This window comes from Methylobacterium ajmalii (assembly GCF_036448855.1).
Classification (GTDB): Bacteria; Pseudomonadota; Alphaproteobacteria; order Rhizobiales; family Beijerinckiaceae; genus Methylobacterium; species Methylobacterium ajmalii.
Genome location: NZ_JAZFXT010000060.1, coordinates 40,793 through 64,204, shown reverse-complemented (window position 1 = coordinate 64,204; position 23,412 = coordinate 40,793). Strand labels below are relative to the sequence as shown.

Genomic DNA, 23,412 nt, shown 5'->3' with positions numbered 1-23,412 from the left:
GAGCCGCAATGGCGCGCGAGACGATTCACGGTGCGGCCCGCCGCCGCCGATCTCCCGTGCGCCACCTGCGCCTCGTCCTCGGCGACCAGCTCCATCCCCGGCTCGCCACCCTCACCGACCTCGATCCCGACGCCGATACGGTGCTGATGGTCGAGGTCATGGACGAGGCGACCTACGTGCGCCACCACAAGCAGAAGCTGGTGCTGGTGTTCTCGGCCATGCGCCATTTCGCGGCCGAGCTGCGCGAGCGCGGCATCCGGGTCGATTACGTGGAGCTGGAGGACCCGGACAACACCGGCTCGTTCACCGGCGAGGTCGCCCGCGCGCTCGATCGCCACACGCCCGACCGGATCGTCGTCACCGAGCCCGGCGAATGGCGGGTCGAGGCGATGATGCGCGACTGGGAGGAGGCGTTCGGCCTGCCCGTCGAGATCCGCGACGATACCCGCTTCCTGTGCCCGCGCCCGGTCTTCGCCCGCTGGGCCGAGGGGCGCGAGGCCCTGCGGATGGAGACGTTCTACCGCGCCATGCGCAAGCGTACGGGCTGCCTGATGGAGGGGCGCGACCCGGTCGGCGGCCAGTGGAACTTCGACCACGACAACCGCCGCCGCCTGCCCGCCGGCCACGCCGTGCCGGAGCGCCGCCGCTTCGCGCCCGACGCCGTCACCCGGGAGGTGATGGCCCTCGTCGCCCGCCGCTTTCCCGACCATTTCGGCGACCTCGACGGCTTCGAATGGCCGGTGACCCGCACCGAAGCGCTCGCGGCCCTGCGGCACTTCCTCGACGACTGCCTGCCGGAGTTCGGCGATTACCAGGACGCCATGCGTTCGGGCACGCCGTTCCTCTATCACGGGCTGATCGCGCCCGCGCTCAACCTCGGCCTCCTCGACGCCGAGGAGGTCTGCCGCGCGGCGGAAGACCGGTGGCGCGACGGCGCGGCGCCGCTCAACGCGGTCGAGGGCTTCATCCGCCAGATCCTCGGCTGGCGCGAATACGTGCGCGGGCTCTACTGGGCCCGGATGCCGGACTATCCCGAGACCAACGCGCTGGAGGCGACCCGCGACCTGCCGTGGTTCTACTGGTCGGGCAAGACCGCCATGGCCTGCCTCGCCGAGTGCGTGCGCGACACCAGGGCCCATGCCCACGCCCACCACATCCAGCGGCTGATGGTGCTCGGCAACTTCGCGTTGCTCGCCGGAATCGCGCCGCGCCAGGTCGAGGAATGGTTCCTGGTCGTCTATGCCGACGCCTACGAGTGGGTGGAGCTTCCCAACGTCCACGGCATGGCGCTCTGGGCCGATGGCGGGCTCCTCGGCTCCAAGCCCTACGCCGCCTCGGGGGCCTATATCGACCGGATGTCGGATTACTGCCGGTCCTGCACCTACGACGTGAAGGCGAAGAGCGGCGAGACGGCCTGCCCGTACAACTACCTGTACTGGAACTTCCTGATCACCCACGAGGAGCGGCTGGGCCGCAACCCGCGCATGGCCATGCCCTACCGGACGCTCGCCAAGATGGCGCCGGCGCGCCGGTCCGAGGTGCTGGCGGATTCGGCCCGTTTCCTCGATGGCTTGAGCGCTTCAGAGGGGGAGCCAGGCGGTCAGCGTGCCGTAGACGCCCGGGCGCCGGATCTGTTCCTCGTAGACCCAGCCGGCTGAGACCCGCAGGCGCAGGTCGGCCGGGAGCGCGGCGGGCAGCGCGACGTCGGTGGCGTGCAGGCCGAGGCTCCATTTCCGGTAGCCGGCAAGGTCGGCGTAGAGCGCGGCCTCCGGCCCGAGATAGGCCGCGCCGAGGCCCACCCCCTGCAAGGCAGCGACCTGCATCCCCCAGGACACCCGGCCCCAGGCGCTGCCGCGGGCGGTGCCGGCGATGAACGTGGCCGTGACGAGGGTCGCCTCGCTCGGCCGGGCCCACAGCTCCGCCTGAACCCTGGCCCCGAGCCGCGGCGCCGGCAGCCGCTTCGTGCCGGGACTGTCCAGCACCTCGAAGGCGAGTTCCGGCCCGGCGAACACCGCGACGACGCCCCAATCGTGCATCCATTGCCGGCCGGCCACGGCGCCGGCCAGGACGGTGTGGCGAGAGACCCGGGGCGGGCGCCCGCCCGCGGCGGCGCGCGGATCGCCCCACCAGTCGCGTTCGGTCCGCGTCCCGTAGCCGAGGGTCGCCAGGGCGACGACGCCGTCCCGGTCCACGCCGTCGGGGGCGTACTTGGCGCCGGCACTGACGAAGGTGGAGCGACCGGCATCCAGGCTGCCGAACAACACCGTCCGGACCTCGTCCCGTTCGTCCGCACGCACCCCGCCGGCGCAGCCGAGGCACGCCGCCGTGTAGATCAGGGCGGGGCGGGCCGAGGGAAATGGCACGGCGACCGGGCGATCGTTGCGAAGATAGAAATATCTTTTCCATCGAACTCAGCGTCAACCGCGAATGCTCGCCGCCGCACAGGCAAGCGCCGACCACCTCTCGTCCATCCTCGACATCCGGGATGCAGGCCTGCTTGGGGGATCGCAGGCCTATCGCCCGAGCCGTGCCCCACGGGACGGCCGAGGAACTGTCAGCACTCGTCGAGTTCGGCTGCCAATGCTTGAGAAAACAACGGTTTAGCGGTGATTTCCGCTTGAGCTTAACCGTTGATTAACCGCACCATCGGACCCTTGGCCGGCAAAGCGCTTCGCATCCCGAGAAGGATCTTCGACACACGAGGAGGTTCCATGGTCTCGAAGGAGTTCAGGCAGCAGATCGAGGGCTACGGCCTGACCACGGCCCACATCCTCTACCGCATCCCCGATCACCCCGGCGTCCTCCAGACCTTCATCTGGCAGGAATACGACCTCGCGCCGCGCTTCCCCGTCCTCACCGGCTTCCTCGAGTTCTGGAAGCGCGAGCTCGACGGTCCCCTGCACTCGGTCCGGGTGGCGCATTCCCGGCTGATCAAGCCGGCGGAGTTCCGCGCCGTGAACGGCGTGCTGACGCTGCATTGAGCCCGGGACGGGCCGAAGAATTTTCGGCCCCTGCCCTACGATTGCCGCCTTGGCCGTGTGTGAGACCCGCTACGGCCGCACCCTCACGGGCGCGGCGCTCACGTCGGTGAACCATGCACAGGCGCCTCCTCTCCGCCGCCGGCCCGTTTCGACGGCGGCTCGCGCCCCTTGCCGCCGGTCCGGCCCATCCGGACCGGGCCACGGCCTCCCACGCACGCGGGTTGGCCCGCGCGGCGGAGTGGGCTAGAGGGGGCCGCGCGACCCCGGCCAGGGCCGCAGCGACTCCGCCGGCGAGCGTCGCGCCCTCGATCGAGGAGGCCGCGATTTCCCCCGGGAGCGCCTCCCCGGCACCGGACGACCAGAGCCCCGTGACGCAATCCGCCCGCACCTCCGAGATCCTGACGGTCCTCGCCGCCCAGGACACCGAGCGGCTGACCGTCGGCGAGATCGTGGCGGTCCTGCGCGACCGGGCCTTCGCGCTCCTCGTCGTGCTGCTCGGCCTGCCCAACTGCCTGCCGATGCCGCCGCCGATCCCGCTGATCTGCGGCCTGCTCCTCGCCCTCGTGGCGGCGCAGATCGCCGCCGGCATGTCGGCGCCGTGGCTGCCGCGCTCGCTCCTCGGCCGCTCGATCGCCCGCTCCGACCTGCAACGGGCGGTCTCCCGCGCGGTGCCGCTGCTGCGCCGGCTCGAGCGCTGGTCGCGGCCGCGGCTGCGGGTGTTCGAGAACGACATCGGCATGCGCACCATGGGCGTGCTGATCCTCGCCCTGTCGCTGGTACTGATCGTCGCCGCGCCCCTGGTCGGCCAGATCCCGCTCGGGCTGGCGGTCACGCTGGTCGGCCTCGGCCTCGTCGAGCGCGACGGCGTCGTGGTGGCGGCCGGCCTCGGCATCGGCGTGCTCGGCGTGCTGCTCAACCTCGGCTTCGTCTACGCGGTCTTCACCGCCGTGGTGGGCCTCCTCAACCTCGGGGCGGCCGCCACCGGGGCGTGACGCCCCGGCAATCCTGCCCGTGGAGCGCGCCCGGCGGAGGTCGGGTACGGTACGCGGCGGCGTCAGCGGGGAAACGACGTGATGTCCCTCTCGTTCGACCTGCCGCTGATCCTGGCGGCGGCCTTCGTATCGAGTGCCAGCCCGGGCCCGGCGACGCTGGCGATCGCCGACACCGCGATGCAGGCCGGGCGCCGGTCCGGCCTCGCCCTCGCCGCCGGGGTGGTCACCGGATCGCTGGCCTGGTCGATCGCCGCGGCGCTCGGGCTCGCCGCCGTCATGGCCTCGAGCGCCTGGATGCTCGAGGTGATGCGCTACTGCGGCGGCGCCTACCTGCTGTACCTCGCCTGCAAGTCGGCGCGCAGCGCCCTGCGGGGCACGGCCGATCCGGAGCGGGTGGCCGTCGAGGTCTCGCCCTCCCGGGCCTACGCCACGGGGCTCGCCCTGCACCTCACCAACCCGAAGGCGATCCTGTTCTTCGGCTCGCTCTACACGCTCGGCCTGTCGCCGCGGACCTCGCCGGCCGAATTGATCCTGGTGATCGCCGCCGTCGGCCTGCAGAGCGCCGCGATCTTCACCGGCTACGCCCTGCTGTTCTCGCACGGCCGGATCGCGCAGGCCTACCGGCGCCTGCGGCGCTGGTTCGACGGAGCCTTCGCGCTGCTCTTCGCCGGGGCCGGCCTGCGGATGCTGACGACGCGCCTGCCGACCTGACCGGCCCGGCCGAACCCGCTCACAGCAGATCGACGAGGGCCGCCGGCGTATCGACGTCGATCAGCACGCCGGCCTCGTCCACCGCCAGTTCGAGCACGTCGTCGCGCCGCGCCAGCAACGGGCCGGCGCCGCGGTCGCCGGTGAGGCTGGCGATGCCGGCCGAGAGGAGATGGCGGTTGAGCAGGACCGGGTTGCCGCGCCGGCCGTCCTTCACCGGCACCACCGCCGCGGGCGCGACCGGGGCGGCACGGAATGCCTCAGCGAGCCGGACGGGCAGGCCGGATCCGACCCGGGGCATGTCGCCGAGGAGCACGATCGCCCCCGTGACGGCCTCCGGCAGGGCGGCGAGCCCGGCGCGGAGCGAGGTGGAGAGGCCGGCGGCGTAATCCGGGTTCTCGACGACGGTCAGCGGCAGCCCGGCCAGCGCCTCGCGCACCTGCGCGCCCGCATGCCCCAGCACCGCTACGACCGGGCCGAGGCCGGCCTGCACCGCCGCCTCAGCGGCGTGGCGCACCAGCGGCTTGCAGTCGAGGAGGCTCAGGAGCTTGGGGCTCGCCCCGAAGCGGGTGCCGCGCCCGGCGGCGAGCAGCACGGTGCCGACCGGGTCACGCATCGTCGGCGCTCTCCCCGCCGTCCCGCGGCTGGGGCCGCGACACGATCTCCATCAGGAGCCCGCCGACCCCGAACCCGACGATGTCGTCGCGGGTGACGGGCAGGCCGGCGAGCAGCCGCTGCAGCACCCAGTCGAAGCCGTTCTCCTTCGGGGAGCGGGCGCAGCCCGGCGCCCCGATCACCGGCACGGGGTTCGTCGTACCCGGGCCGAGCCGGCCGAGCAGCAGCAGGTTGCCGGGATCGACCGGCATGCCGAGATGGTCGACCGTGCCGCCGGCGGCCTCGATTCCCGCCGGGATCACGTCGCGCCGGTCGGCGATGGCGGAGGCGCCGAACACCACCGCCAGTTCCGCACCGTCGCGCTCCACCGCGTCCCGCAGGGCGTCCGCCACCGCACCGGCCTCGTGCGCCACCCGCGCCTCGCCGACGATGCGGGCCCCGGCGGGGGCCAGGCGCGCATCGAGGGTCCGCAGGGTCTTGTCGACGACGCTCGGCTTCAAGCCCGGCAGCAGGGTCGAGATCGCCGCCACACGGCTCAGGCGGTAGGGCGCGACCCGGATCGCCGGGGCGGCGACGGCGAGCGCCCGGTCGAGGATCGCGCCCGGCACCGCGTAGGGGATGATCTTGACGGTCGCCACCATCTCGCCGGGCACCACCGGCTTGAACGGCACGAGGGTCGCGAGCGTGACCGCCTCGTCGACCCTGTTCACCGCGCCGATCACGCCTTCGTCGAGGCAGAGCAGGCCGGCCTGCGCGGCATGGAGGTTGGCCCGGCCGGTGAAGGGCGGCTCGGCGCCGACGCCCGGTCCCGCGACGGCCGCGGCGAGCCTTTGCGCCGCCTCGTCCTCGCCGACGTCGCCCGGCTCGAGGACGACCGCCACCACCTCGCCGACGCCGGCGGCTTCGAGGCGCGCGGCGTCGTCCGGGGCGATCGGCCGGCCCTTCCTCACCACCGCGTCGCCGGCCCGCACGGAGTGCGCCGCGATGAGGCCGGCGGCCTCTCCGATCGGGACCGGGCCGAACCTCATGCCGGGGCCCGGCGGCGATCCTGCCGCAAGGCCGCGATCACCTGGGCCAGCACCGAGACGGCGATCTCGGCCGGGCTGACCGCGCCGATGTCGAGGCCGATCGGCGCGGCGATGCGGGCGATCCGCTCCTCCGTGAGACCGGCGGCGGTCAGGCGCTCGACGCGCCTGCCATGCGTCTTCCGAGAGCCGAGCGCCCCGACATAGAAGCACTCGGCCTTCAGCGCCGCAATCAGCGCCGGATCGTCGATCTTCGGGTCGTGGGTCAGGGCCGCGACCGCGGTGTAGCGGTCGAGGGCCGGCAGCTGCGCCAGGGCGTCGTCGGGCCAGAGCGGCAGCAGGGCGACGTCCGGAAAGCGCTCCGGCGTCGCGAAGGCGGTGCGCGGGTCGATGATGGTGACGTCGAGGTCGGTCGCCTGCGCCATCGGCGCCAGCGCCTGGCTGATGTGGACGGCGCCGATCACCACGAGCCGCGGCGGCGGCACCTGCACGGTGAGGAACAGCGAGCGGCCGTCCGCCTCGACGATCCCGCTCTTGCCCGAGCGGAATCGGGCGCCGAGTTCGGCAGCCAGCGGATCGGTCGCGGCCTCGGCCTCGCGCACCAGGCGCTGCATACCGTCGACCGTGTCGGTGACCAGGATGACGGCGCGGCGGGCGGCGCGCTCCCGGTTCATCTCCCGCAGGATGTCGAGCTTCACGCGACCGGCTCGACCAGCACGCGGATGCGCCCGCCGCAGGACAGGCCGACCCGCCAGGCGGTCTCGTCGGCGACGCCGAACTCGAGCACCCGGGGTTGGCCGTCCTCGATCACGTCGGCGGCCTCGGCGATGACCGCGCCCTCGACGCAGCCGCCCGAGACCGAGCCGAGGAAGTTGCCCTCCTGGTCGATGATCAGGTGCGAGCCGACCGGGCGCGGGGCCGAGCCCCAGGTTTCGATCACGGTGGCGAGCGCCACGCCGCGGCCGGCCTCGCGCCAGGCCTCCGCGGTGGCGAGGATGTCGGTGTCGGTCGAGAGCATCGGACAAACGTCTCCAGGGCCGTTAGCCCCTCACAGGAGGTAGGATCTAGCCGGCCTCGCGCAACCACGTCTTCGGCGCGCGGCCGCGCGGCTGGTGCGCGCCGAGCGCGCGGCAGAGGTCGGCCATCGCCGACAGGCTGTGGATCGGCCGGAAATCGTCGACATGCGGCAGCATCGCCCGGATGCCGCTCGCCCGCGCGGAAAAGCCCTCGAAGCGCAGGAGCGGGTTGAGCCACACCAGCCGCCGGCACGAGCGCCGCAGCCGGTCCATCTCGTGGGTCAGCTCCGGCGTCACCTCGCGCTCGAGCCCGTCGGTGAACAGTAGCACCACCGCGCCGCCGCCGAGCACCCGGCGCGACCAGTGCCGGTTGAACAGGTGCAGCGCCTCGGCGATGCGGGTGCCGCCCTCCCAATCCTGCGCCCGGGCGCTGGCGCGCGACAGCGCCTCGTCGGGGTCGCGGCGGGTCAGCTCGCGGGTGATGTTGGTGAGCCGCGTCGCGAAGACGAAGCTGTGCACCCGGCGCTGCTCGCTCATGGCGTGCAGGAAGTGCAGGAACAGGCGGGAATACTCCGCCATCGAGCCCGAGATGTCGCAGAGCGCCACGATCGGCGGCGGCCGCTCGCGGGGTGCCCGGAAGGCGAGATCGATCGCGCCGCCGGCCCGCACCGTACGCCGGAAGCTGCGGCGCGGATCGATGCGCCCGCGCGGCCGGGCCTCGAACCGCCGGGTCCGGGTGGCGTCGTCGGGAAGCCGCAGGCTCGCGATCAGGCGGCGGGCCTGCGCCACCTCCTCCGCGCTCATCTGGGCGAAGTCCTTTGCCTTCAGCACCTCGGCCTGCGACACCGACAGGGTGACGGTGGTGAGGTCTTCCTCGGCGATCTTGGGCTTGGGCTTCTCCGTCTTCGGCGACAGCGCCTCCTGCACCCGCAACGCCCCGGCATTCGGGGGTTTGGGCGGCGCCTTGTCGGGGGCGACCGGCGACATCTGGGCGATCATCTTCTCGATGAGGTCGCGCCGGCGCCAGAACAGCCGGAAAGCCTCGGCGAACAGGGCCGAATGCTCGCGCCGGCGCACCAGCACGGCGTGCAGCGTCCAGTAGAGATCCTCGCGGGTACCGATGGCGGCGGCGTCGACCGCCGCGACGGCGTCGATCACGTCGCCGGGCCCGACCGGCACCCCGGCCGCGCGCAGGGCCCGGGCGAAGTAGGCTATGTTGTCCGGGAGCCGGCCGGAGCCCGCTTGCGCCTCGCTCATCCGGCGGAGGACCGCACCTCGTCGAGGAGCGCCTTCGCCCGCCCGCCCTGCATCGCCTGGATGTCGTCCTGGTACTTCAGGAGAACGCCGAGCGTGTCGATGACGAGCGCCGGATCGAGGGCGACGGCGTCGAGTTCCACGAGGGCGGTCGCCCAGTCCAGCGTCTCGGCGACGCCCGGCGCCTTGAACAGGTCCTCCTTGCGGATCGCCTGCACGAAGGCGACGACCTGGCGCGACAAGGCCTCCGGCGCATGCGGCAGGCGGGTGCGCAGGATCTGCAATTCACGCTCCGCGTCCGGGTAGTCGACCCAGTGGTAGAGGCAGCGGCGCTTCAGCGCGTCGTGGATCTCGCGGGTGCGGTTCGAGGTCAGGATCACCAGCGGCGGCTCGGGCGCGCGGATCGTCCCGAGCTCGGGGATTGTGACCTGGAAGTCGGACAGCACCTCCAGCAGGAACGCCTCGAAGGCCTCGTCGGTGCGGTCGAGCTCGTCGATCAGCAGCACCGGCGCCCCGCCCTCGCCGGGCTCCAGCGCCCGGAGCAGCGGCCGGCGGATCAGGTAGCGCTCGGAGAAGAGGTCGGATTCGAGCCGCTCGCGGTCGACGCCGCCGCCGGCCTCGGCCAGCCGAATCGCCATCATCTGGCCGGCATAGTTCCACTCGTAGACCGCGGCCGCGACGTCCAGCCCCTCGTAGCATTGCAGGCGGATCAGCGGCCGGCCGAGAGATTTGGCCAGCACCTTGGCGATCTCGGTCTTGCCGACGCCCGCCTCGCCTTCGAGGAAGAGCGGACGCTGCAGCTTGAGCGACAGAAAAACCACCGTGGAGAGCGCCCGGTCGGCGACGTAGCCGGCCGACGTGAGCATCGCCTGGGTGGCGTCGATGGAGGGGGGCAGGGTCATTCGGCGGAGGGGGCTTCTCGCGGGTGATGGATGGCTTCCGCCAGCTTGCTTTGACGATAGCTATTTGGAGCGGAACGCCGCCGATCAAACCCTCCCCCCTCTGCGGGGGAGGATGGCCCCCGCGTCAGCGGGGATCGGGAGAGAGGACGCCGCTTCCGGAGAGGCCGCGCGCTTCATGACAGTCGCCCGCTGGAGCAGCGTCGCGCTGCCCCTCTCGGCGGGACTGCGTCCCGCTGCGCCTACTCCGTAGGCCGCCCTCCCCCGCAGAGGAGGGAGGGTTGGGGTGGTGCCCTACCGATCCGCCGCCTTCTGCACCGCGCGGCGCGCCATCACGCCGATCAGGTGGGCCCGGTAATCGGCGTCCGCGTGGATGTCGCTGTTGAGCCCGCTCGCGGACGGCGACATCCCCTCCAGCGACTTCGCGGCGAAGCGCTTGCCCAAAGCCTCCTCGGCCTCGGTCCAGCGAAACACGCCGTTGGACCCGGAGCCGGTCACCGTGACGCGGATGTCGCTCGGGCGCTTGGCCACGAACACGCCGACGAGGGCGTAGCGCGAGGCCGGGTTGCGGAATTTTTCGTACGCCGCCTTGTGGGGGATCGGGAACGAGACGCCGGTGACGATCTCGCCCTCCTCGAGCGCGGTCTCGAACAGGCCGGTGAAGAACTCTTCCGCGGCGAGCTTGCGCTTGTTGGTGCTGATCGTGGCGCCGAGCGCGAGGCAGGCCGCGGGATAGTCGGCCGCCGGGTCGTTGTTGGCGACCGAGCCGCCGATCGTGCCGCGGTGGCGCACCGCCGGGTCGCCGATCAGCGCCGCGAGTTCGGCGAGCGCGGGGATCGCCTCCTTCACGTCGGCCGAATCGGCCACCGCGCCGTGGGTGGTCATCGCCCCGATGGTGATCGAGCGCGGGCTGCGCTCGATGCCGACGAGGTCCGGCACCTTGCCGAGGTCGATCAGCGTGCCGGGGGCGGCGAGGCGCTGCTTCATCGTCGGGATTAGGGTGTGGCCGCCGGCGACGAGCTTGGCGTCCTCGCCAGCGAGCAGGCTCGCGGCGTCCTTGAGGCTGGTCGGCTGGTGATAGGCGAAAGCGTACATGATGCTCTCCAGACTTGATCTTATTCGGCGGCTTCCGGGCGCAGGTGGGGGCTGGCCTGCGCCGCCCGCCACACCGCCAGCGGGGTCGCCGGCATCGCGATGTTCTCGTGGCCGAGCGCGTCGGTGAGCGCGTTCATCACGGCGGCAGGCGCCGCGATGGCGCCGGCCTCGCCGCAGCCCTTGATGCCGAGCGGATTCGACGGGCACGGCGTCACCGTCATGCCGACCTCGAACGAGGGCAGGTCGGCCGCCCGCGGCATGCGGTAGTCCATGAAACTCGCGGTGACGAGCTGGCCGTCGGAATCGTACAGCGCGCCCTCGAACAGGGCCTGGCCGACGCCTTGCGCGATGCCGCCATGGACCTGGCCCTCGACGATCATCGGGTTGATGACGTTGCCGAAATCGTCCACCGCCGTGAACTTCTCGATGGTGACGACACCGGTATCGGGATCGACCTCGAGCTCGCAGATGTGCATGCCGGCCGGGAAGGTGAAGTTGGTGGGATCGTAGAACGCTCCCTCCTTCAGCCCGGGCTCGAGCTGCGCACCGCTGAACTTGTGGGCGACGTAGGCCTGCAGCGCCACTTCCCCGAAGGCGAGCGACTTGTCGGTGCCGGCGACCGAGAAGCGGCCGTCCTTGAACTCGATGTCGTCCTCGCCCGCTTCCATCGCGTAGGCCGCGACCTTGCGGCCCTTGGCCACCACCTTGTCGATCGCCTTGGCGATGGCCGACATGCCGACCGCGCCGGAGCGCGAGCCGTAGGTGCCCATGCCGAACTGCACCTTGTCGGTGTCGCCGTGCACGATGGTGACGCTCTCGATCGGCACGCCGAGCCGGTCGGAGACGAGCTGGGCGAAGGTGGTCTCGTGCCCTTGCCCGTGGCTATGCGAGCCGGTCAGCACCTCGATCGACCCGGTCGGGTTCACCCGCACCTCGGCCGATTCCCATAAGCCGACGCCGGCACCCAGCGACCCCACCGCCTGCGACGGGGCGATGCCGCAGGCCTCGATGTAGGACGAGAAGCCGATGCCGCGTAAGCGGCCGTTGCGGGCGCTCTCGCGCCGCCGCCGCGCGAAGCCCTTGTGGTCGGCGATCTCGAGTGCCTTGTCGAGGGAGGCGGAATAGTCGCCGCCATCGTACATCATGATGACGGGCGTCTGGTGCGGGAAGCTCTTGACGTAGTTCTTGCGCCGGAACTTCGCCGGGTCCTGGTTCAGCTCGCGCGCCGCGACCTCGACCAGCCGCTCGATGACGAAGGTCGCTTCCGGCCGCCCGGCGCCGCGATAGGCGTCGACCGGCGCGGTGTTGGTGTAGACCCCGTCCACCTCGCAGTAGATCGCCGGGATGTTGTACTGGCCCGACAGGAGCGGCGCGTAGAGGTAGGTCGGCACCGACGACGAGAAGGTCGAGAGATAGGCGCCGAGATTGGCGATGGTATGGACCTTGAGGGCCAGAATCTTGCCGCCCTCGTCCATCGCGAGTTCGGCATGGGTGACGTGGTCGCGGCCATGGGCGTCGCACAGGAACGCCTCGGTGCGGTCGCTGGTCCATTTCACCGGCCGGCCGACCTTCTTCGCCGCCCAGACGCAGACCGTCTCCTCGGCATAGATGAAGATCTTGGAGCCGAAGCCGCCGCCGACATCCGGCGCCACCACCCGGAGCTTGTTCTCCGGCGCGATGCCGATGAAGGCCGAGAGGACGAGGCGGGCGACGTGCGGGTTCTGGCTCGTGGTGTAGAGGGTGAAGGCTTCCTCTGCCTCGTCGTACTCGCCCACCGCCGCGCGGGGCTCGATCGGGTTCGGCACCAGGCGGTTGTTGACGATGTCGAGCTTCGTCACATGCGCCGCCCGGGCGAAGGCCGCCTCGACGTCGGATTGGTTGCCCAGATGCCAGTTGAAGACGGTGTTGTCCGGGGCGACATCGTGGACGACCGTGCCGGCGCCCGCGGCCTTGGCGGTCTCGACCACCGCGGGCAGCACGTCGTAATCGACGCTGATCGCCTCGGCGGCGTCCTTGGCCTGGGCCAGAGTCTCGGCGATCACCACCGCGACGTGGTCGCCGACATAGCGCACCTTGCCCTGGGCGAGAGCCGGATGCGCCCCGGCCTTCATCGGCGTGCCGTCCTTGGAATGGATCATCCAGCCGCAGATCAGGCCGCCGACCTTGTCGGACGCCAGGTCCTCGCCGGTCAGGATGCCGACGACGCCCGGCATCGCCGCGGCGGCGGCCGTGTCGATGCCCCGGATGGTGGCGTGGGCGTGGGGGGAGCGCAGGAAGTAGGCATAGGCCTGGCCCGGACGATTGTAGTCGTCGACGTAGCGGCCCTTGCCGGTGATGAAGCGCTGATCTTCCTTGCGGCGCACCGAGGCGCCGATACCCGTGGCGGTCATGGCGTTGAGTCTCCCGGATCTGGCCTCATGGGCTGGCGCGTCGGGGCCGGCCTCGTTCTTGGTGTTTTGTTATGGGTCCGTATGGCGCGGACGGTCTTTTCGTAGAGCGCAGGCCTTCAACCCTCCCCCCTCTGCGGGGGAGGGTGGCGAGCGTAAGCGAGCCGGGAGAGGGGCAGCGCAACGCCGATTCAGGTGGCTGCCTTCATGAAGCGCGCGACATCTCCGGAAGCGGCGTCCCCTCTCCCGCCCCGCATCCGCGGGGCACCCTCCCCCGCAGAGGGGGGAGGGTTCACAGCGGCGCTACTCCGCCGCGACCTTCTGCGGCTCGCCCGCCATGTTCTCGGCCCCCGCGGCGATCGCCTTGACGATGTTGTGGTAGCCGGTGCAGCGGCAGATGTTGCCTTCGAGCTCGTCGCGGATGGTGTGCTCGTCGAGGGAATTGCCCTTGCGGCGCACCAGGTCCACGGCGGTCATGATCATGCCGGGGGTGCAGTAGCCGCACTGGAGGCCGTGGTGCTCGCGGAAGGCCGCCTGCATCGGGTGCAGTTCGCCGCCGGAGGCCAGGCCCTCGATGGTGGTGACCGACCGGCCGTCGCACTGCACGGCGAGCACGGTGCAGGCCTTGATCGCCTCGCCGTCGAGGTGGACCACGCAGGCGCCGCACTGGCTGGTATCGCAGCCGACATGGGTGCCGGTGAGGCGAAGGGTCTCGCGCAGGTACTGCACCAGCAGCGTGCGCGGATCGATGTCGGCGGTCACGGCCTTGCCGTTCACCGTCAGGCTGACAGCGCTCATGGGTGACGTCCTCCTCCTGGACCAGGACACTTGGCCGAAGACCCGCGGGCCCTTCTGGTGGACCCTGTCGCTCGTGGTGGCCGGGCCGGCCGTGCCTCTCTGGAATCGCTCGAATTCGAGTGTCGACCGCCCGGAAGCGCCGGTCAAGGCGCGGCGCCCCGGCTTTTTGGCGCGCAAACCGGCCATTTCCGGCCGATTCCGGTCACGGTGCCCGTTCGCCTCGCAACAAGTTGATCGCGGACGATCGAAAACCGCCTCAGGCCGCCGAGGTCTCGTCCGCGGCGCCGCCCTGGACCTCCTTGGCGAACGTGTCGAAGAAGTTGTCGGCGTACTTCTTCGCCACGCCGTTGATCAGGCGTCCGCCGAGCTGGGCGATCTTGCCGCCGACGCTGGCCTCGACGTCGTAGGTCATCTTGGTCTGGCCGCCCTCGGCGGGCTCCAGCCGCACCACCGCCCCGCCCTTGGCGAAGCCCGCGACGCCGCCCTGGCCCTCGCCGCTGATGCGGTAGCCGTTCGGCGGGTCGATGTCGGTGAGCGTCACCTTGCCCTTGAAGGTCGCCTTGACCGGGCCGACCGCGATCTTGGCCGACGCCTGGAGCTCGTTGTCCCCAACCTTCTCGAGCGTCTCGCAGCCCGGAATGCAGCGCTTGAGCACGTCCGGATCGTTGAGCTTCTCCCAGACGGTCTGCTGGTCGGCGGGCAGCACGACCTCGCCGGTCATCGTCATCGCCATGGCGGCGTCCTCCTCCCCAATGTGGTTGCCGGTCTCGTGACCGGACGTCGCCGGGAAGGGTAGCGGAGCCGTAGCGTCAGGACCAGCCGATCAATCGCACACCTACCCGGCGGCACCGGATTGTAGAGTGGTGCGGTGCTTGCTAAGCCTCGCCGCAAGGGACGGCCGTGACACCCGGATGACGGGGCGCGGCTCGGGGAGGTCCGGGCCGCGAGGCCCGCGAACGGAGAACGTGACCGCATGGAGGTCTTCGCGCAGCAGCTCATCAACGGGCTGACGCTAGGGTCGATCTACGGCCTCATCGCCATCGGCTACACGATGGTGTTCGGCATCATCGGCATGATCAACTTCGCCCACGGCGACGTGTTCATGCTCTCGGCTTTCATCGCGCTGATCACCTTCCTGATCGTGACGACCTGGCTCGGCATCTCGTCGATCGCCCTGGCGCTTCTGATCGTGCTGATCGTCGCGATGGCGCTCACCGCCCTGTGGGGCTGGTCGATCGAACGGATCGCCTACCGGCCGCTGCGCGGCTCGTTCCGCCTGGCGCCGCTGATCTCGGCGATCGGCGTCTCGATCTTCCTGTCGAACTTCGTCCAGGTGGTGCAGGGCGCCCGCAACAAGCCGACCCCGCCGATGATGCGCGACGTGATCACGCTGTGGACCGGCGAGAACGGCTACGCCGTGGCCCTGTCCTACAAGCAGATCATCATCATGCTGACGACGGTCGTGCTGCTCGCCGGGTTCTGGTACCTGGTGCAGAAGACCCCGCTCGGCCGCGCGCAGCGCGCCTGCGAGCAGGACCGCAAGATGGCGGCGCTTCTCGGCATCGACGTCGACCGCACCATTTCGCTCACCTTCGTGCTCGGTGCGGCGCTGGCCGCGGTCGCCGGCACGATGTACCTCCTCTATTACGGCGTCGTCTCGTTCTCGGACGGCTTCACGCCCGGCGTGAAGGCCTTCACGGCCGCGGTGCTCGGCGGCATCGGCAGCCTGCCCGGCGCGGTGCTCGGCGGTCTCCTCATCGGCCTGATCGAGACCTTCTGGTCGGCGTACTTCTCCATCGAGTACAAGGACGTCGCGGCGTTCTCGATCCTCGCGATCGTGCTCATCTTCATGCCCTCCGGCATCCTTGGCCGGCCCGAGGTCGAGAAGGTCTGATGGCGAACCCGGCCAACACCCTGGCGGCCACGCCCGCCGCCGACCGCTCCGCCCCCGACATGGCGGCGATCGTCAAGGACGCGGCGCTGTTCGCGCTCGTCACCTTCGGCCTGTGCGTGCCGATCATCGCCTTCCGCACCGATCTGAGCCAGACGGCGGCCCTCGACCTCGTGCCGCGCTGGGGCCTCGTCGCGATCCTGTGCGGGCTCGTGTTCGCGGCGCGGCTCGCCCAACGGCTGATCGTCGCCAACCGCGACGCCCGACGGGCGCTGACCCCCTCGCCGACCCAGGCGACGGAGGCGGTCCACGCCGAGCCGAACGCCTCGCAGAAGGTCTCGTCCTACGCGCTGCCCGCCTTCCTCGGCGTGACGCTCGCCTTCCCGCTGCTGGCGGTGCTCGGCACCGGAGGCCTCGGCGAGTCGCGCTACTGGATCGATCTCGGCATCCTGATCCTCACCTACGTGATGCTGGGCTGGGGCCTCAACATCGTGGTCGGGCTCGCGGGCCTCCTCGATCTCGGCTACGTCGCGTTCTACGCGGTGGGCGCGTATTCCTACGCCCTGCTGTCGACGGTGTTCGGTCTGTCGTTCTGGGTCTGCCTGCCGCTCGCCGGCCTGTTCGCGGGCCTGTGGGGCATGGTGCTGGGCTTCCCGGTCCTGCGCCTGCGCGGCGACTACCTCGCCATCGTGACGCTCGCCTTCGGCGAGATCATCCGGCTGGTGCTCATCAACTGGACCGATTTTTCCGGGGGCGCCGCCGGCATCTCGTCGATCCCGCGCGCCACCTTCTTCGGGGTCCCGTTCACGGCGGACGAGGACGGGTTCGCGGCCAAGTTCGGGCTCGACTTCAGCCCGATGCACCGGGTGATCTTCCTCTACTACCTGATCCTGGCGCTGGCGCTGATCACCAACGGCGTCACCCTGCGGCTGCGCCGCCTGCCGATCGGCCGGGCCTGGGAGGCGCTGCGCGAGGACGAGATCGCCTGCCGCTCGCTCGGCATCAACACCACCAACACCAAGCTCACGGCCTTCGCGCTCGGCGCGATGTTCGGCGGCTTCGCCGGCTCGTTCTTCGCCGTGCGCCAGGGCTTCGTCAGCCCGGAGAGCTTCAACTTCCTCGAGAGCGCGATCATCCTGGCGATCGTGGTGCTCGGCGGCATGGGCTCGCAGATCGGCGTCGCCATCGCCGCGGTGGCGATGGTCGGCGGTCCCGAGCTCCTGCGCAACCTCGGCTTCCTCAAGGCGGTGTTCGGCGACGGATTCGATCCGAGCGAGTACCGCCTGCTCCTGTTCGGCCTCGCCATGGTGGTGATGATGATCTGGCGCCCCCGCGGCCTGATCTCGGAACGCGCGCCCTCGATCGTCCTCAAGGAGCGCAAGCGCATCTCGGGCTCCCTCGTGAAGGAGGGCCACGGCTGATGTCGGCCCCGATGTCCTCCTCGTCCCTCGCCTCCCCCCGCATGGCCGACCTGGTCCTGACGGTGGACCACGTCACCATGCGGTTCGGCGGCCTCGTCGCCGTCAACGACCTGTCGTTCAAGGTCGGCCGCGGCGACATCACGGCCTTGATCGGCCCGAACGGCGCCGGCAAGACCACGGTGTTCAACTGCATCACCGGCTTCTACAAGCCGACGGAAGGCATGATGACCCTGCGCCACCGCGACGGGTCGGAATACCTCCTGGAGCAGCTGCCGGGCTACGCGGTGAACCGGACGGCGCGGGTCGCCCGCACCTTCCAGAACATCCGGCTGTTCACCGGCATGACCGTGCTGGAGAACCTGCTGGTGGCCCAGCACAACCCGCTGATGGTCTCGTCGGGCTTCACGATCGGCGGGCTGCTCGGCCTGCCGTCGTACCGGCGGGCCGAGGCGGCGGCGGTGGAGCGGGCCAAGGACTGGCTGACGCGCATCCACCTGATGGACCGGGCCGACGATCCGGCCGGCGCCCTGCCCTACGGCGACCAGCGCCGGCTCGAGATCGCCCGCGCCATGTGCACCGACCCGGTCCTGCTCTGCCTCGACGAGCCGGCCGCCGGCCTCAACCCGCGGGAATCGCTGCTGCTCAACGACCTGCTGCGGGCGATCCGCGACGACCACGACACCTCGGTCCTGCTGATCGAGCACGACATGTCGGTGGTGATGGAGATCTCCGACCACGTCGTGGTGCTCGATTACGGCACCAAGATCGCCGATGGTACGCCGTCGGAGATCCAGAGCGACCAGAGCGTGATCGCCGCCTATCTCGGCGTCGAGGACGACGAGGTGGAGCAGGTCGAGGCGGAGGTGGGAGTATGAGCGTCGCCGGCATCAACGTCCTTCAGGACGAGACCCGCGCCCGGGCCGCCGGCACCCGGGCCCCGCTCCTCACGGTGCGGGGGGTCAAGACCTATTACGGCAACATCATCGCGCTCAAGGGCGTCGACCTCGACGTCAACGAGGGCGAGATCGTCACGCTGATCGGCGCCAACGGCGCCGGCAAGTCGACCCTGATGATGACGATCTTCGGCAGCCCCCGGGCGCGCGAGGGCACGATCACCTATGCGGGCCGGGACATCACGAAGATGCCGACCCACGAGATCGCCCGCCTCAACCTGGCGCAGTCGCCGGAAGGGCGGCGGATCTTCCCGCGGATGACCGTCTACGAGAACCTGCAGATGGGGGCGGCCGTCAATGGCGGCGCGCATTTCGAGCAGGACCTGGAGCGGGTCTGCGTGATGTTCCCGCGCCTCAAGGAGCGGCTCTACCAGCGCGGCGGCACCATGTCGGGCGGCGAGCAGCAGATGCTGGCCATCGCCCGTGCGCTGATGAGCCGGCCGCGGCTGCTCCTCCTCGACGAGCCGTCGCTGGGGCTGGCCCCGCTCATCGTCAAGCAGATCTTCTCCGCCATCAAGGAGCTCAACGAGCGCGACGGCATGACGGTGTTCCTCGTCGAGCAGAACGCCTACCACGCCCTCAAGCTCGCGCATCGCGGCTACGTCATGGTGACGGGCACCATCACCATGTCGGGCACCGGCAAGCAGCTCCTCGACGACCCGTCGGTGAAGGCCGCCTATCTCGAGGGAGGACGGCACTGATGCAGGGGATCCTCTACGAGGAGAGCACGATCTGGCTCTTCCTCCTCGTCACGGTGGTGATGGGCGGCTGGATGGCCTGGATGATCGGGCGCGGCATCGCGCTCGGCTGGAAGCCGTACTGGCAGGCGATCCTGTCGCTGCTGCTGCTGGGCGTCGCCGTGCGCTTCATCCACCACGCCCTGTTCGAGGGCTCATTCCTGTCGCCGCACTACTATGTGGTCGACACGATCGTGCTCCTGCTCATCGGCTCGGCCGGCTACCGCGCCACCCGCGCCCGGCAGATGACGACCCAGTACCGCTGGCTCTACGAGCGCAGCAGCCCCTTCTCCTGGCGGGCGAAGGCGGGAGCCTGACCCCCAGGCGTCCACGCCCGAGCGCGTCCGCGCCACCTTCCGCGCGCCCGGCACCGGGCGCGCCACAGATCCGGGACGACGTCCCGGTACCGATCCGGGGCCCCACGCCCCGGTCTCCCGGCCGAAAGGGCCCGCGAGCCCGACCTTGGTTGTTCCAGAGGAGTACTGAGATGAAGCGCACGCTGTTGGCCGGCTTCGCCCTCGCGGCCACCTTCGCCTTTGCCGGATCGGCGCAGGCGCAGATCAAGATCGGCGTGGCCGGCCCGATCACCGGCAACAACGCCGCCTTCGGCGCCCAGCTCAAGAACGGTGCCGAGCAGGCGGTCGCCGACATCAACAAGGCCGGCGGCATCAACGGCCAGAAGATCGTCCTCGTCATCGGCGACGACGCCTCCGACCCCAAGCAGGGCGTCTCGGTCGCCAACAAGTTCGCCGCCGACGGCGTGAAGGCCGTGGTCGGCCACTTCAACTCCGGCGTCTCGATCCCGGCCTCCGACGTCTACGCCGAGTCCGGCATCGTCGAGATCACCCCGGCCTCGACCAACCCGAAATACACCGACCGCAAGCTGTGGAACACCTTCCGCACCTGCGGCCGCGACGACCAGCAGGGCGCGGTCGCCGGCGCCTGGCTTGCCGAGAAGTTCAAGGGCAAGAACATCGCCTTCGTCCACGACAAGACCCCGTACGGCCGCGGCCTCGCCGACGAGACCCTCAAGGCCCTGAAGGCCAAGGGCGGCAAGGACGTGGTGTTCGAGGGCATCAACCCGGGCGAGAAGGACTATTCGGCCCTGGTGTCGAAGCTGAAGCAGGCCAAGGCCGACGTGGTCTATTACGGCGGCCTGCACACCGAGGCCGGCCTGATCGTGCGCCAGATGCGCGACCAGGGCCTCAACGCCCCGCTGATGAGCGGCGACGGCATCACCGACAAGGAGTTCGCCCAGATCGCTGGCCCGGGCGCCGACGGCACGCTCATGACCTTCTCGCCGGACGCCCGCAAGAATCCGAACGCCAAGGACGTGGTCGCGGCCTTCAAGGCCAAGAACATCGATCCCGAGGCCTACACCCTCTACTCCTACGCCGCCGTCCAGATCCTGAAGGCCGCGATGGAGGCCACCAAGTCGACCGACGGCAAGAAGGTCGCCGGCTACATGCTCGAGGGCAAGCCGTTCAAGACCGTGATCGGCGACATCTCGTACGACAAGAAGGGTGACATCACCCGTCCCGACTACGTCATGTACATGTGGAAGAAGGGTGCCGACGGCCGGATCGACTACACCGGCAACGAGCAGACCCAGTAAAGTCCGGTCTCTCCGGACCGGCCCGGCGCGCCCGCGCGCCGGGCCTTTTTCCGTTGACGAAGCCGTGCGTTCGTCACGTCCACGGCTTGCGCGTCCCAACGCCTCACCTTACATGCACGGGTAAGCGTTAGAAGGCCATCAGCGCGCCCGGCACCTCGGCCGAGCACCCGTACGGCCGGCCGCGTCGCGACCCAGTTTCGAAGATGTGCTCCCGGCGGCGCCGACCGCGACGGCGACCCGGGTGGAGAGTGTGAATGGCGAAAGAAGAGTTGATGCAGTTCGACGGTCTCGTGCTCGAGATCCTGCCGGACGCGCGTTACCGCGTGCAGCTCGACCAGGGCCACGAGATCGTGGCCTACACGGCCGGCAAGATGAAGAAGAACCGCATCAAGACTCTGGCCGGCGACCGCGTCACCGTCGAGATGTCGCCCTACGACCTCGAGAAGGGCCGTCTGGTGTTTCGCCACAAGGACGAGCGTTCCTCGGGCCCGCGTCCGCCCTTCCGCGGCGGCAGCCAGTTCCGCCGGCGCTGATCCGTCCGTCCATAGACCTGTGTCTGCGCTGGGCTGGGGTGTGAACCCTGGCCTTTTGCGCGTTTGCGTCCCTGCGTCCCTACCCTTGCGAGGCCCGCCATGACTCGTCCCCTGGTGATCGCCCCCTCGATCCTCTCGGCCGACTTCGCGCGGCTCGGCGAGGAGGTCCGCGACGTGGTCGCGGCCGGGGCCGACTGGGTCCATATCGACGTGATGGACGGGCATTTCGTGCCCAACCTCACCTTCGGCCCGGTCGTGGTGAAGGCTCTGCGCCCGCACACCAGCGCGGTGTTCGACGTCCACCTGATGATCGCCCCGGCCGATCCCTATCTCGCGGCCTTCGCGGAGGCCGGCGCCGACATCATCACGGTCCATGCCGAGGCCGGCCCCCACCTGCATCGCTCGCTGCAGACCATCCGGGCGCTCGGCAAGAAGGCGGGCGTGGCCATCAATCCGGGCTCGCCGGCGAGCCTGGTCGAGCCGGTGCTCGACATGGTCGACCTCGTGCTGTGCATGACCGTCAATCCCGGCTTCGGCGGCCAGAGCTTCATCGGCTCGGTCTGCGAGACCGTCTCGCGCGTGCGCGCGATGGTCGGCGGCCGGGACATCGACATCGAGGTCGATGGCGGCGTGACCGCGGAGACCGCGCCGGCCGTCGTGAAGGCGGGCGCGAACGCGCTGGTCGCCGGCTCGGCCACCTTCAAGGGCGGGCGCGAGGCCTACGGCCCCAACATCGCCGCGATCCGCCGAGCGGCGGAGGGGGCCATGGGGCAGTGGGTGTGAAGCCGGCTCGCGGGCGGATCGTCACTGGCCGCAGGTAATCGCCGGCTCTCGGTTTCGGACTGCGACTTGACGATCCGGTTCATCGCACTCGATGCCGTGGCGGAATGTCCGCCTGGCATGCTCGATCGAATCGTCGGGTGCCTGGACGCCGCAGCCGCCGGGATCGTCCCACGTCTCGGCCTCGACCGGGTTGATGTCGTCGTCGCTGCGACCCACTGGCTCATCCCGGGCTGGAACCTCAATGCCTACGCGCATGGCATCGCGGGCCTGACGATCGGCGTCGATACGGCGGACCTGGACGCCTGGACTCCCTCCTGATCGGAACAGCTGACGACGACGCTGGCCCATGAACGGCATCACATGAGCCGATTCCCTGGGCCGGGTCCGCACGGCATGCTCGGCGCCAATCTCCTGGCCGAAGGGCTGGCGCAATGCTTTCAGGAGGAGGTCGGTTGCCCGACACAACTACGCCCTCGCAGTGCGCGGTCCTCGCCTGGCGGCACATGCCGGCCTCGCACGCGAGGGGTGGGCCAGGTCCAGGCACGATTACGACCCTAACCGCTGCTTCTCCGGCGACCGTTCCGATCCCGCCCGGCCGTGGAGCGGCGGCTACTCGCTCGGCTACGAGCTTGGTCCGGCGGTACCTCGCTACCCGAGGCATGACCGCCTCGGAGGCCGCGACGCTATCGGCCGAGGAGGCGTGGCCGGTGCTCGCGCCGATCTTGGTGCTCGTGCCGATCTTGGAAACGCTGGCGGTGGAGCAGCGGGACCTGCACTGGCTGCATCGTGAACGGTGCTGAGACGGACGAAGATTCGACTACGCCGACGATGCCTTGGTCCGCTGCCAGCGTCGCGCGAGTCCGGCTAGCAGGAGCGGCGTGAGGAGCAATGCCGCGGCCGTCGCTCCGCTCTCCCAAAGCAGGGCCAGCTCCCCTTCCCGCCTGATCTCGCCGGACCATTCCCAAACCGTCCAGAACACGATCGAGCTCCAGATCGCGGTGACCGGCCATAGCAGCAACGCCCGGCGCCATCCGCTCGCTGCCGCAACCACGGTCATCGCGAGAAGGGCCCAAGTGACGTTCCACTGACCCGCGCGTGTCTCCTCAACTTTGTCCGAGACTTCGGCGAATGCCGTCGCGACCGGAAGGACGACGGCCAGGACGGCCGCTGCGGGACGGGCCGTCCGCATCCCGACGGTCAGCGCCCGATCGCCCGCCGGACCGCCCCCGGATTCACCCGCGGGGTCCGGGGCGGGGCGGCCTCCACCGCGACCTTTGCCGCCCGCCGGTCGAGCCGGGCGGCGGAGCGGCGGAGCGTCATCAGGCCGAGCGCCGCGGTGCCCGCAACGAGGCACGGCACCAGGACCAGGGCGTAGGTCGTCAGGCTCATCATCGCAGGGTCGTCAACGTCAGCCTCGCACCGAAGTGTAGACCAACGCCGAGCACGAACCAAACGGCCATCAGCGCCAGGGCGGGCGCAGTGACGCGGCCCGTCGCCGCCATGGCGGCGGTGAGCGGGGCGACGATGCCCGTGATGGTGAAGCCCGCCGCTCCGATATTCATCAGGTTGGCGGTCAGCTTCACCTGCTCGTTGTGGACGAGGATGTCGCGGGCGAGCTCGGCCCTCTCGCGCGCCTCGTCGGATTCCGGGTCACCCTCCCGGTCGCCGTCCCCTCGGGGTCGCGGTCCACCCACCATGCGCGATCCGGG

General features: G+C 70.4%; 28 protein-coding genes. 14 read left to right on the top strand and 14 right to left on the bottom strand.

Going from position 1 to position 23,412, the window contains the following annotated elements; translation table 11 throughout:
• Nucleotides 1-8: 8 nt before the first annotated feature.
• On the top strand, nucleotides 9-1,658 hold the full coding sequence (locus V3T34_RS24630; RefSeq protein ID WP_305077155.1) for a cryptochrome/photolyase family protein: 1,650 nt from the start codon (nucleotides 9-11) through the stop codon (nucleotides 1,656-1,658).
• On the opposite strand, the gene bcsS is transcribed toward V3T34_RS24630, so the two are convergent.
• On the bottom strand, nucleotides 1,581-2,363 hold the full coding sequence (gene bcsS / locus V3T34_RS24625) for a cellulose biosynthesis protein BcsS (RefSeq protein WP_082742451.1): 783 nt from the start codon (nucleotides 2,361-2,363) through the stop codon (nucleotides 1,581-1,583). The two genes, V3T34_RS24630 and bcsS, sit on opposite strands and share 78 nt — an antisense overlap.
• A gap of 348 nt (nucleotides 2,364-2,711) precedes the next feature.
• Between bcsS and V3T34_RS24620 the strand changes: the two genes are divergently transcribed.
• The 3 genes from V3T34_RS24620 (at nucleotide 2,712) to V3T34_RS24610 (ending at nucleotide 4,684) form a co-directional block, all read left to right on the top strand.
• Nucleotides 2,712-2,981 (top strand): usg protein, encoded by a 270-nt coding sequence (locus V3T34_RS24620; protein ID WP_060846572.1) that lies wholly within the window; start codon nucleotides 2,712-2,714, stop codon nucleotides 2,979-2,981.
• A gap of 368 nt (nucleotides 2,982-3,349) precedes the next feature.
• On the top strand, nucleotides 3,350-3,973 hold the full coding sequence (locus tag V3T34_RS24615) for an exopolysaccharide biosynthesis protein (RefSeq protein ID WP_060846573.1): 624 nt from the start codon (nucleotides 3,350-3,352) through the stop codon (nucleotides 3,971-3,973).
• A gap of 81 nt (nucleotides 3,974-4,054) precedes the next feature.
• On the top strand, nucleotides 4,055-4,684 hold the full coding sequence (locus tag V3T34_RS24610; RefSeq protein WP_305077154.1) for a LysE family translocator: 630 nt from the start codon (nucleotides 4,055-4,057) through the stop codon (nucleotides 4,682-4,684).
• A 19-nt stretch (nucleotides 4,685-4,703) separates the two neighbouring features.
• Here the strand turns inward: V3T34_RS24610 and V3T34_RS24605 are convergent, their stop codons facing one another.
• From V3T34_RS24605 to V3T34_RS24560, 10 genes are all read right to left on the bottom strand, one after another.
• Entirely contained in the window at nucleotides 4,704-5,297 is a 594-nt protein-coding gene (locus V3T34_RS24605; protein WP_305077153.1) for a nucleotidyltransferase family protein, read from the bottom strand.
• Entirely contained in the window at nucleotides 5,290-6,324 is a 1,035-nt protein-coding gene (locus V3T34_RS24600; protein WP_305077152.1) for a molybdopterin-binding protein, read from the bottom strand. Before V3T34_RS24600 ends, V3T34_RS24605 begins: the two co-directional genes overlap by 8 nt.
• Entirely contained in the window at nucleotides 6,321-7,019 is a 699-nt protein-coding gene (locus V3T34_RS24595; protein ID WP_305077151.1) for an XdhC family protein, read from the bottom strand. The genes V3T34_RS24600 and V3T34_RS24595 overlap by 4 nt, the downstream gene beginning before the upstream one ends.
• Entirely contained in the window at nucleotides 7,016-7,339 is a 324-nt protein-coding gene (locus V3T34_RS24590) for an XdhC family protein (RefSeq protein ID WP_091888635.1), read from the bottom strand. Before V3T34_RS24590 ends, V3T34_RS24595 begins: the two co-directional genes overlap by 4 nt.
• Nucleotides 7,340-7,385: 46 nt before the next feature.
• Nucleotides 7,386-8,594 (bottom strand): vWA domain-containing protein, encoded by a 1,209-nt coding sequence (locus V3T34_RS24585; protein ID WP_305077150.1) that lies wholly within the window; start codon nucleotides 8,592-8,594, stop codon nucleotides 7,386-7,388.
• A complete protein-coding gene (locus V3T34_RS24580) occupies nucleotides 8,591-9,493 on the bottom strand; it encodes an AAA family ATPase (RefSeq protein WP_305077149.1) in 903 nt (300 codons plus the stop codon). Before V3T34_RS24580 ends, V3T34_RS24585 begins: the two co-directional genes overlap by 4 nt.
• Before the next feature lie 291 nt (nucleotides 9,494-9,784).
• Entirely contained in the window at nucleotides 9,785-10,585 is an 801-nt protein-coding gene (locus V3T34_RS24575) for an FAD binding domain-containing protein (RefSeq protein WP_305077148.1), read from the bottom strand.
• A 20-nt stretch (nucleotides 10,586-10,605) separates the two neighbouring features.
• Nucleotides 10,606-12,975, bottom strand: coding sequence for a xanthine dehydrogenase family protein molybdopterin-binding subunit (locus tag V3T34_RS24570; RefSeq protein WP_305077147.1), 2,370 nt, complete (start codon nucleotides 12,973-12,975; stop codon nucleotides 10,606-10,608).
• Between the two features lie 300 nt (nucleotides 12,976-13,275).
• Nucleotides 13,276-13,770, bottom strand: coding sequence for a (2Fe-2S)-binding protein (locus tag V3T34_RS24565; RefSeq protein WP_060846583.1), 495 nt, complete (start codon nucleotides 13,768-13,770; stop codon nucleotides 13,276-13,278).
• Between the two features lie 256 nt (nucleotides 13,771-14,026).
• Nucleotides 14,027-14,503, bottom strand: a complete 477-nt coding sequence (locus V3T34_RS24560) for a CoxG family protein (protein ID WP_091888625.1) — start codon at nucleotides 14,501-14,503, stop codon at nucleotides 14,027-14,029.
• Between the two features lie 240 nt (nucleotides 14,504-14,743).
• On the opposite strand from V3T34_RS24560, the gene V3T34_RS24555 reads away from it, so the two are divergent.
• The 10 genes from V3T34_RS24555 (at nucleotide 14,744) to V3T34_RS24510 (ending at nucleotide 22,503) form a co-directional block, all read left to right on the top strand.
• Nucleotides 14,744-15,664, top strand: a complete 921-nt coding sequence (locus tag V3T34_RS24555; protein WP_048429299.1) for a branched-chain amino acid ABC transporter permease — start codon at nucleotides 14,744-14,746, stop codon at nucleotides 15,662-15,664.
• A complete protein-coding gene (gene livM / locus V3T34_RS24550; protein ID WP_099053390.1) occupies nucleotides 15,664-17,082 on the top strand; it encodes a high-affinity branched-chain amino acid ABC transporter permease LivM in 1,419 nt (472 codons plus the stop codon). The genes V3T34_RS24555 and livM overlap by 1 nt, the downstream gene beginning before the upstream one ends.
• Nucleotides 17,082-17,957, top strand: a complete 876-nt coding sequence (locus tag V3T34_RS24545) for an ABC transporter ATP-binding protein (protein WP_407942766.1) — start codon at nucleotides 17,082-17,084, stop codon at nucleotides 17,955-17,957. Before livM ends, V3T34_RS24545 begins: the two co-directional genes overlap by 1 nt.
• On the top strand, nucleotides 17,954-18,736 hold the full coding sequence (locus V3T34_RS24540) for an ABC transporter ATP-binding protein (RefSeq protein WP_091888621.1): 783 nt from the start codon (nucleotides 17,954-17,956) through the stop codon (nucleotides 18,734-18,736). The genes V3T34_RS24545 and V3T34_RS24540 overlap by 4 nt, the downstream gene beginning before the upstream one ends.
• The gene (locus V3T34_RS24535) at nucleotides 18,736-19,089 is read left to right on the top strand and encodes a DUF6867 family protein (protein WP_288582862.1); all 354 of its coding nucleotides are present in this window, start codon (nucleotides 18,736-18,738) and stop codon (nucleotides 19,087-19,089) included. Before V3T34_RS24540 ends, V3T34_RS24535 begins: the two co-directional genes overlap by 1 nt.
• Nucleotides 19,090-19,259: 170 nt before the next feature.
• Nucleotides 19,260-20,387 (top strand): branched-chain amino acid ABC transporter substrate-binding protein, encoded by a 1,128-nt coding sequence (locus V3T34_RS24530; protein ID WP_060846587.1) that lies wholly within the window; start codon nucleotides 19,260-19,262, stop codon nucleotides 20,385-20,387.
• Between the two features lie 254 nt (nucleotides 20,388-20,641).
• The gene (infA, locus tag V3T34_RS24525) at nucleotides 20,642-20,920 is read left to right on the top strand and encodes a translation initiation factor IF-1 (protein WP_048429304.1); all 279 of its coding nucleotides are present in this window, start codon (nucleotides 20,642-20,644) and stop codon (nucleotides 20,918-20,920) included.
• A gap of 99 nt (nucleotides 20,921-21,019) precedes the next feature.
• On the top strand, nucleotides 21,020-21,703 hold the full coding sequence (rpe, locus tag V3T34_RS24520; protein WP_060846588.1) for a ribulose-phosphate 3-epimerase: 684 nt from the start codon (nucleotides 21,020-21,022) through the stop codon (nucleotides 21,701-21,703).
• Nucleotides 21,704-21,769: 66 nt separating this feature from the next.
• Nucleotides 21,770-22,021: a hypothetical protein gene (locus tag V3T34_RS24515; RefSeq protein WP_305077146.1), complete on the top strand. Its 252-nt coding sequence runs from the start codon at nucleotides 21,770-21,772 to the stop codon at nucleotides 22,019-22,021.
• 341 nt (nucleotides 22,022-22,362) lie between these two features.
• Entirely contained in the window at nucleotides 22,363-22,503 is a 141-nt protein-coding gene (locus V3T34_RS24510; protein ID WP_305077145.1) for a hypothetical protein, read from the top strand.
• A 17-nt stretch (nucleotides 22,504-22,520) separates the two neighbouring features.
• Here the strand turns inward: V3T34_RS24510 and V3T34_RS24505 are convergent, their stop codons facing one another.
• Genes V3T34_RS24505 through V3T34_RS24495 form a run of 3 tightly spaced genes read right to left on the bottom strand, consistent with a single transcriptional unit; the run spans nucleotide 22,521 to nucleotide 23,400 of the window.
• Nucleotides 22,521-22,892: a hypothetical protein gene (locus tag V3T34_RS24505; RefSeq protein ID WP_305077144.1), complete on the bottom strand. Its 372-nt coding sequence runs from the start codon at nucleotides 22,890-22,892 to the stop codon at nucleotides 22,521-22,523.
• A gap of 8 nt (nucleotides 22,893-22,900) precedes the next feature.
• Nucleotides 22,901-23,095, bottom strand: a complete 195-nt coding sequence (locus V3T34_RS24500) for a hypothetical protein (protein ID WP_060846591.1) — start codon at nucleotides 23,093-23,095, stop codon at nucleotides 22,901-22,903.
• The gene (locus V3T34_RS24495) at nucleotides 23,092-23,400 is read right to left on the bottom strand and encodes a hypothetical protein (RefSeq protein ID WP_060846592.1); all 309 of its coding nucleotides are present in this window, start codon (nucleotides 23,398-23,400) and stop codon (nucleotides 23,092-23,094) included. Before V3T34_RS24495 ends, V3T34_RS24500 begins: the two co-directional genes overlap by 4 nt.
• Nucleotides 23,401-23,412: the final 12 nt, after the last annotated feature.

What these genes read in the sequence shown, in the direction of transcription:
- V3T34_RS24580 (WP_305077149.1), bottom strand. Translation starts at nt 9,493, where the DNA reads ATGACCCTGCCCCCCTCCATCGACGCCACCCAGGCGATGCTCACGTCG.
- V3T34_RS24510 (WP_305077145.1), top strand. Translation starts at nt 22,363, where the DNA reads ATGACCGCCTCGGAGGCCGCGACGCTATCGGCCGAGGAGGCGTGGCCG.
- V3T34_RS24545 (WP_407942766.1), top strand. Translation starts at nt 17,082, where the DNA reads ATGTCGGCCCCGATGTCCTCCTCGTCCCTCGCCTCCCCCCGCATGGCC.
- V3T34_RS24555 (WP_048429299.1), top strand. Translation starts at nt 14,744, where the DNA reads ATGGAGGTCTTCGCGCAGCAGCTCATCAACGGGCTGACGCTAGGGTCG.
- V3T34_RS24620 (WP_060846572.1), top strand. Translation starts at nt 2,712, where the DNA reads ATGGTCTCGAAGGAGTTCAGGCAGCAGATCGAGGGCTACGGCCTGACC.
- V3T34_RS24605 (WP_305077153.1), bottom strand. Translation starts at nt 5,297, where the DNA reads ATGCGTGACCCGGTCGGCACCGTGCTGCTCGCCGCCGGGCGCGGCACC.
- V3T34_RS24500 (WP_060846591.1), bottom strand. Translation starts at nt 23,095, where the DNA reads ATGATGAGCCTGACGACCTACGCCCTGGTCCTGGTGCCGTGCCTCGTT.
- V3T34_RS24585 (WP_305077150.1), bottom strand. Translation starts at nt 8,594, where the DNA reads ATGAGCGAGGCGCAAGCGGGCTCCGGCCGGCTCCCGGACAACATAGCC.
- V3T34_RS24540 (WP_091888621.1), top strand. Translation starts at nt 17,954, where the DNA reads ATGAGCGTCGCCGGCATCAACGTCCTTCAGGACGAGACCCGCGCCCGG.
- livM (WP_099053390.1), top strand. Translation starts at nt 15,664, where the DNA reads ATGGCGAACCCGGCCAACACCCTGGCGGCCACGCCCGCCGCCGACCGC.
- V3T34_RS24600 (WP_305077152.1), bottom strand. Translation starts at nt 6,324, where the DNA reads ATGAGGTTCGGCCCGGTCCCGATCGGAGAGGCCGCCGGCCTCATCGCG.
- V3T34_RS24495 (WP_060846592.1), bottom strand. Translation starts at nt 23,400, where the DNA reads ATGGTGGGTGGACCGCGACCCCGAGGGGACGGCGACCGGGAGGGTGAC.
- V3T34_RS24590 (WP_091888635.1), bottom strand. Translation starts at nt 7,339, where the DNA reads ATGCTCTCGACCGACACCGACATCCTCGCCACCGCGGAGGCCTGGCGC.
- V3T34_RS24505 (WP_305077144.1), bottom strand. Translation starts at nt 22,892, where the DNA reads ATGCGGACGGCCCGTCCCGCAGCGGCCGTCCTGGCCGTCGTCCTTCCG.
- V3T34_RS24570 (WP_305077147.1), bottom strand. Translation starts at nt 12,975, where the DNA reads ATGACCGCCACGGGTATCGGCGCCTCGGTGCGCCGCAAGGAAGATCAG.
- infA (WP_048429304.1), top strand. Translation starts at nt 20,642, where the DNA reads ATGGCGAAAGAAGAGTTGATGCAGTTCGACGGTCTCGTGCTCGAGATC.
- V3T34_RS24535 (WP_288582862.1), top strand. Translation starts at nt 18,736, where the DNA reads ATGCAGGGGATCCTCTACGAGGAGAGCACGATCTGGCTCTTCCTCCTC.
- V3T34_RS24530 (WP_060846587.1), top strand. Translation starts at nt 19,260, where the DNA reads ATGAAGCGCACGCTGTTGGCCGGCTTCGCCCTCGCGGCCACCTTCGCC.
- V3T34_RS24630 (WP_305077155.1), top strand. Translation starts at nt 9, where the DNA reads ATGGCGCGCGAGACGATTCACGGTGCGGCCCGCCGCCGCCGATCTCCC.
- V3T34_RS24575 (WP_305077148.1), bottom strand. Translation starts at nt 10,585, where the DNA reads ATGTACGCTTTCGCCTATCACCAGCCGACCAGCCTCAAGGACGCCGCG.
- V3T34_RS24610 (WP_305077154.1), top strand. Translation starts at nt 4,055, where the DNA reads ATGTCCCTCTCGTTCGACCTGCCGCTGATCCTGGCGGCGGCCTTCGTA.
- V3T34_RS24565 (WP_060846583.1), bottom strand. Translation starts at nt 13,770, where the DNA reads ATGAGCGCTGTCAGCCTGACGGTGAACGGCAAGGCCGTGACCGCCGAC.
- V3T34_RS24560 (WP_091888625.1), bottom strand. Translation starts at nt 14,503, where the DNA reads ATGGCGATGACGATGACCGGCGAGGTCGTGCTGCCCGCCGACCAGCAG.
- rpe (WP_060846588.1), top strand. Translation starts at nt 21,020, where the DNA reads ATGACTCGTCCCCTGGTGATCGCCCCCTCGATCCTCTCGGCCGACTTC.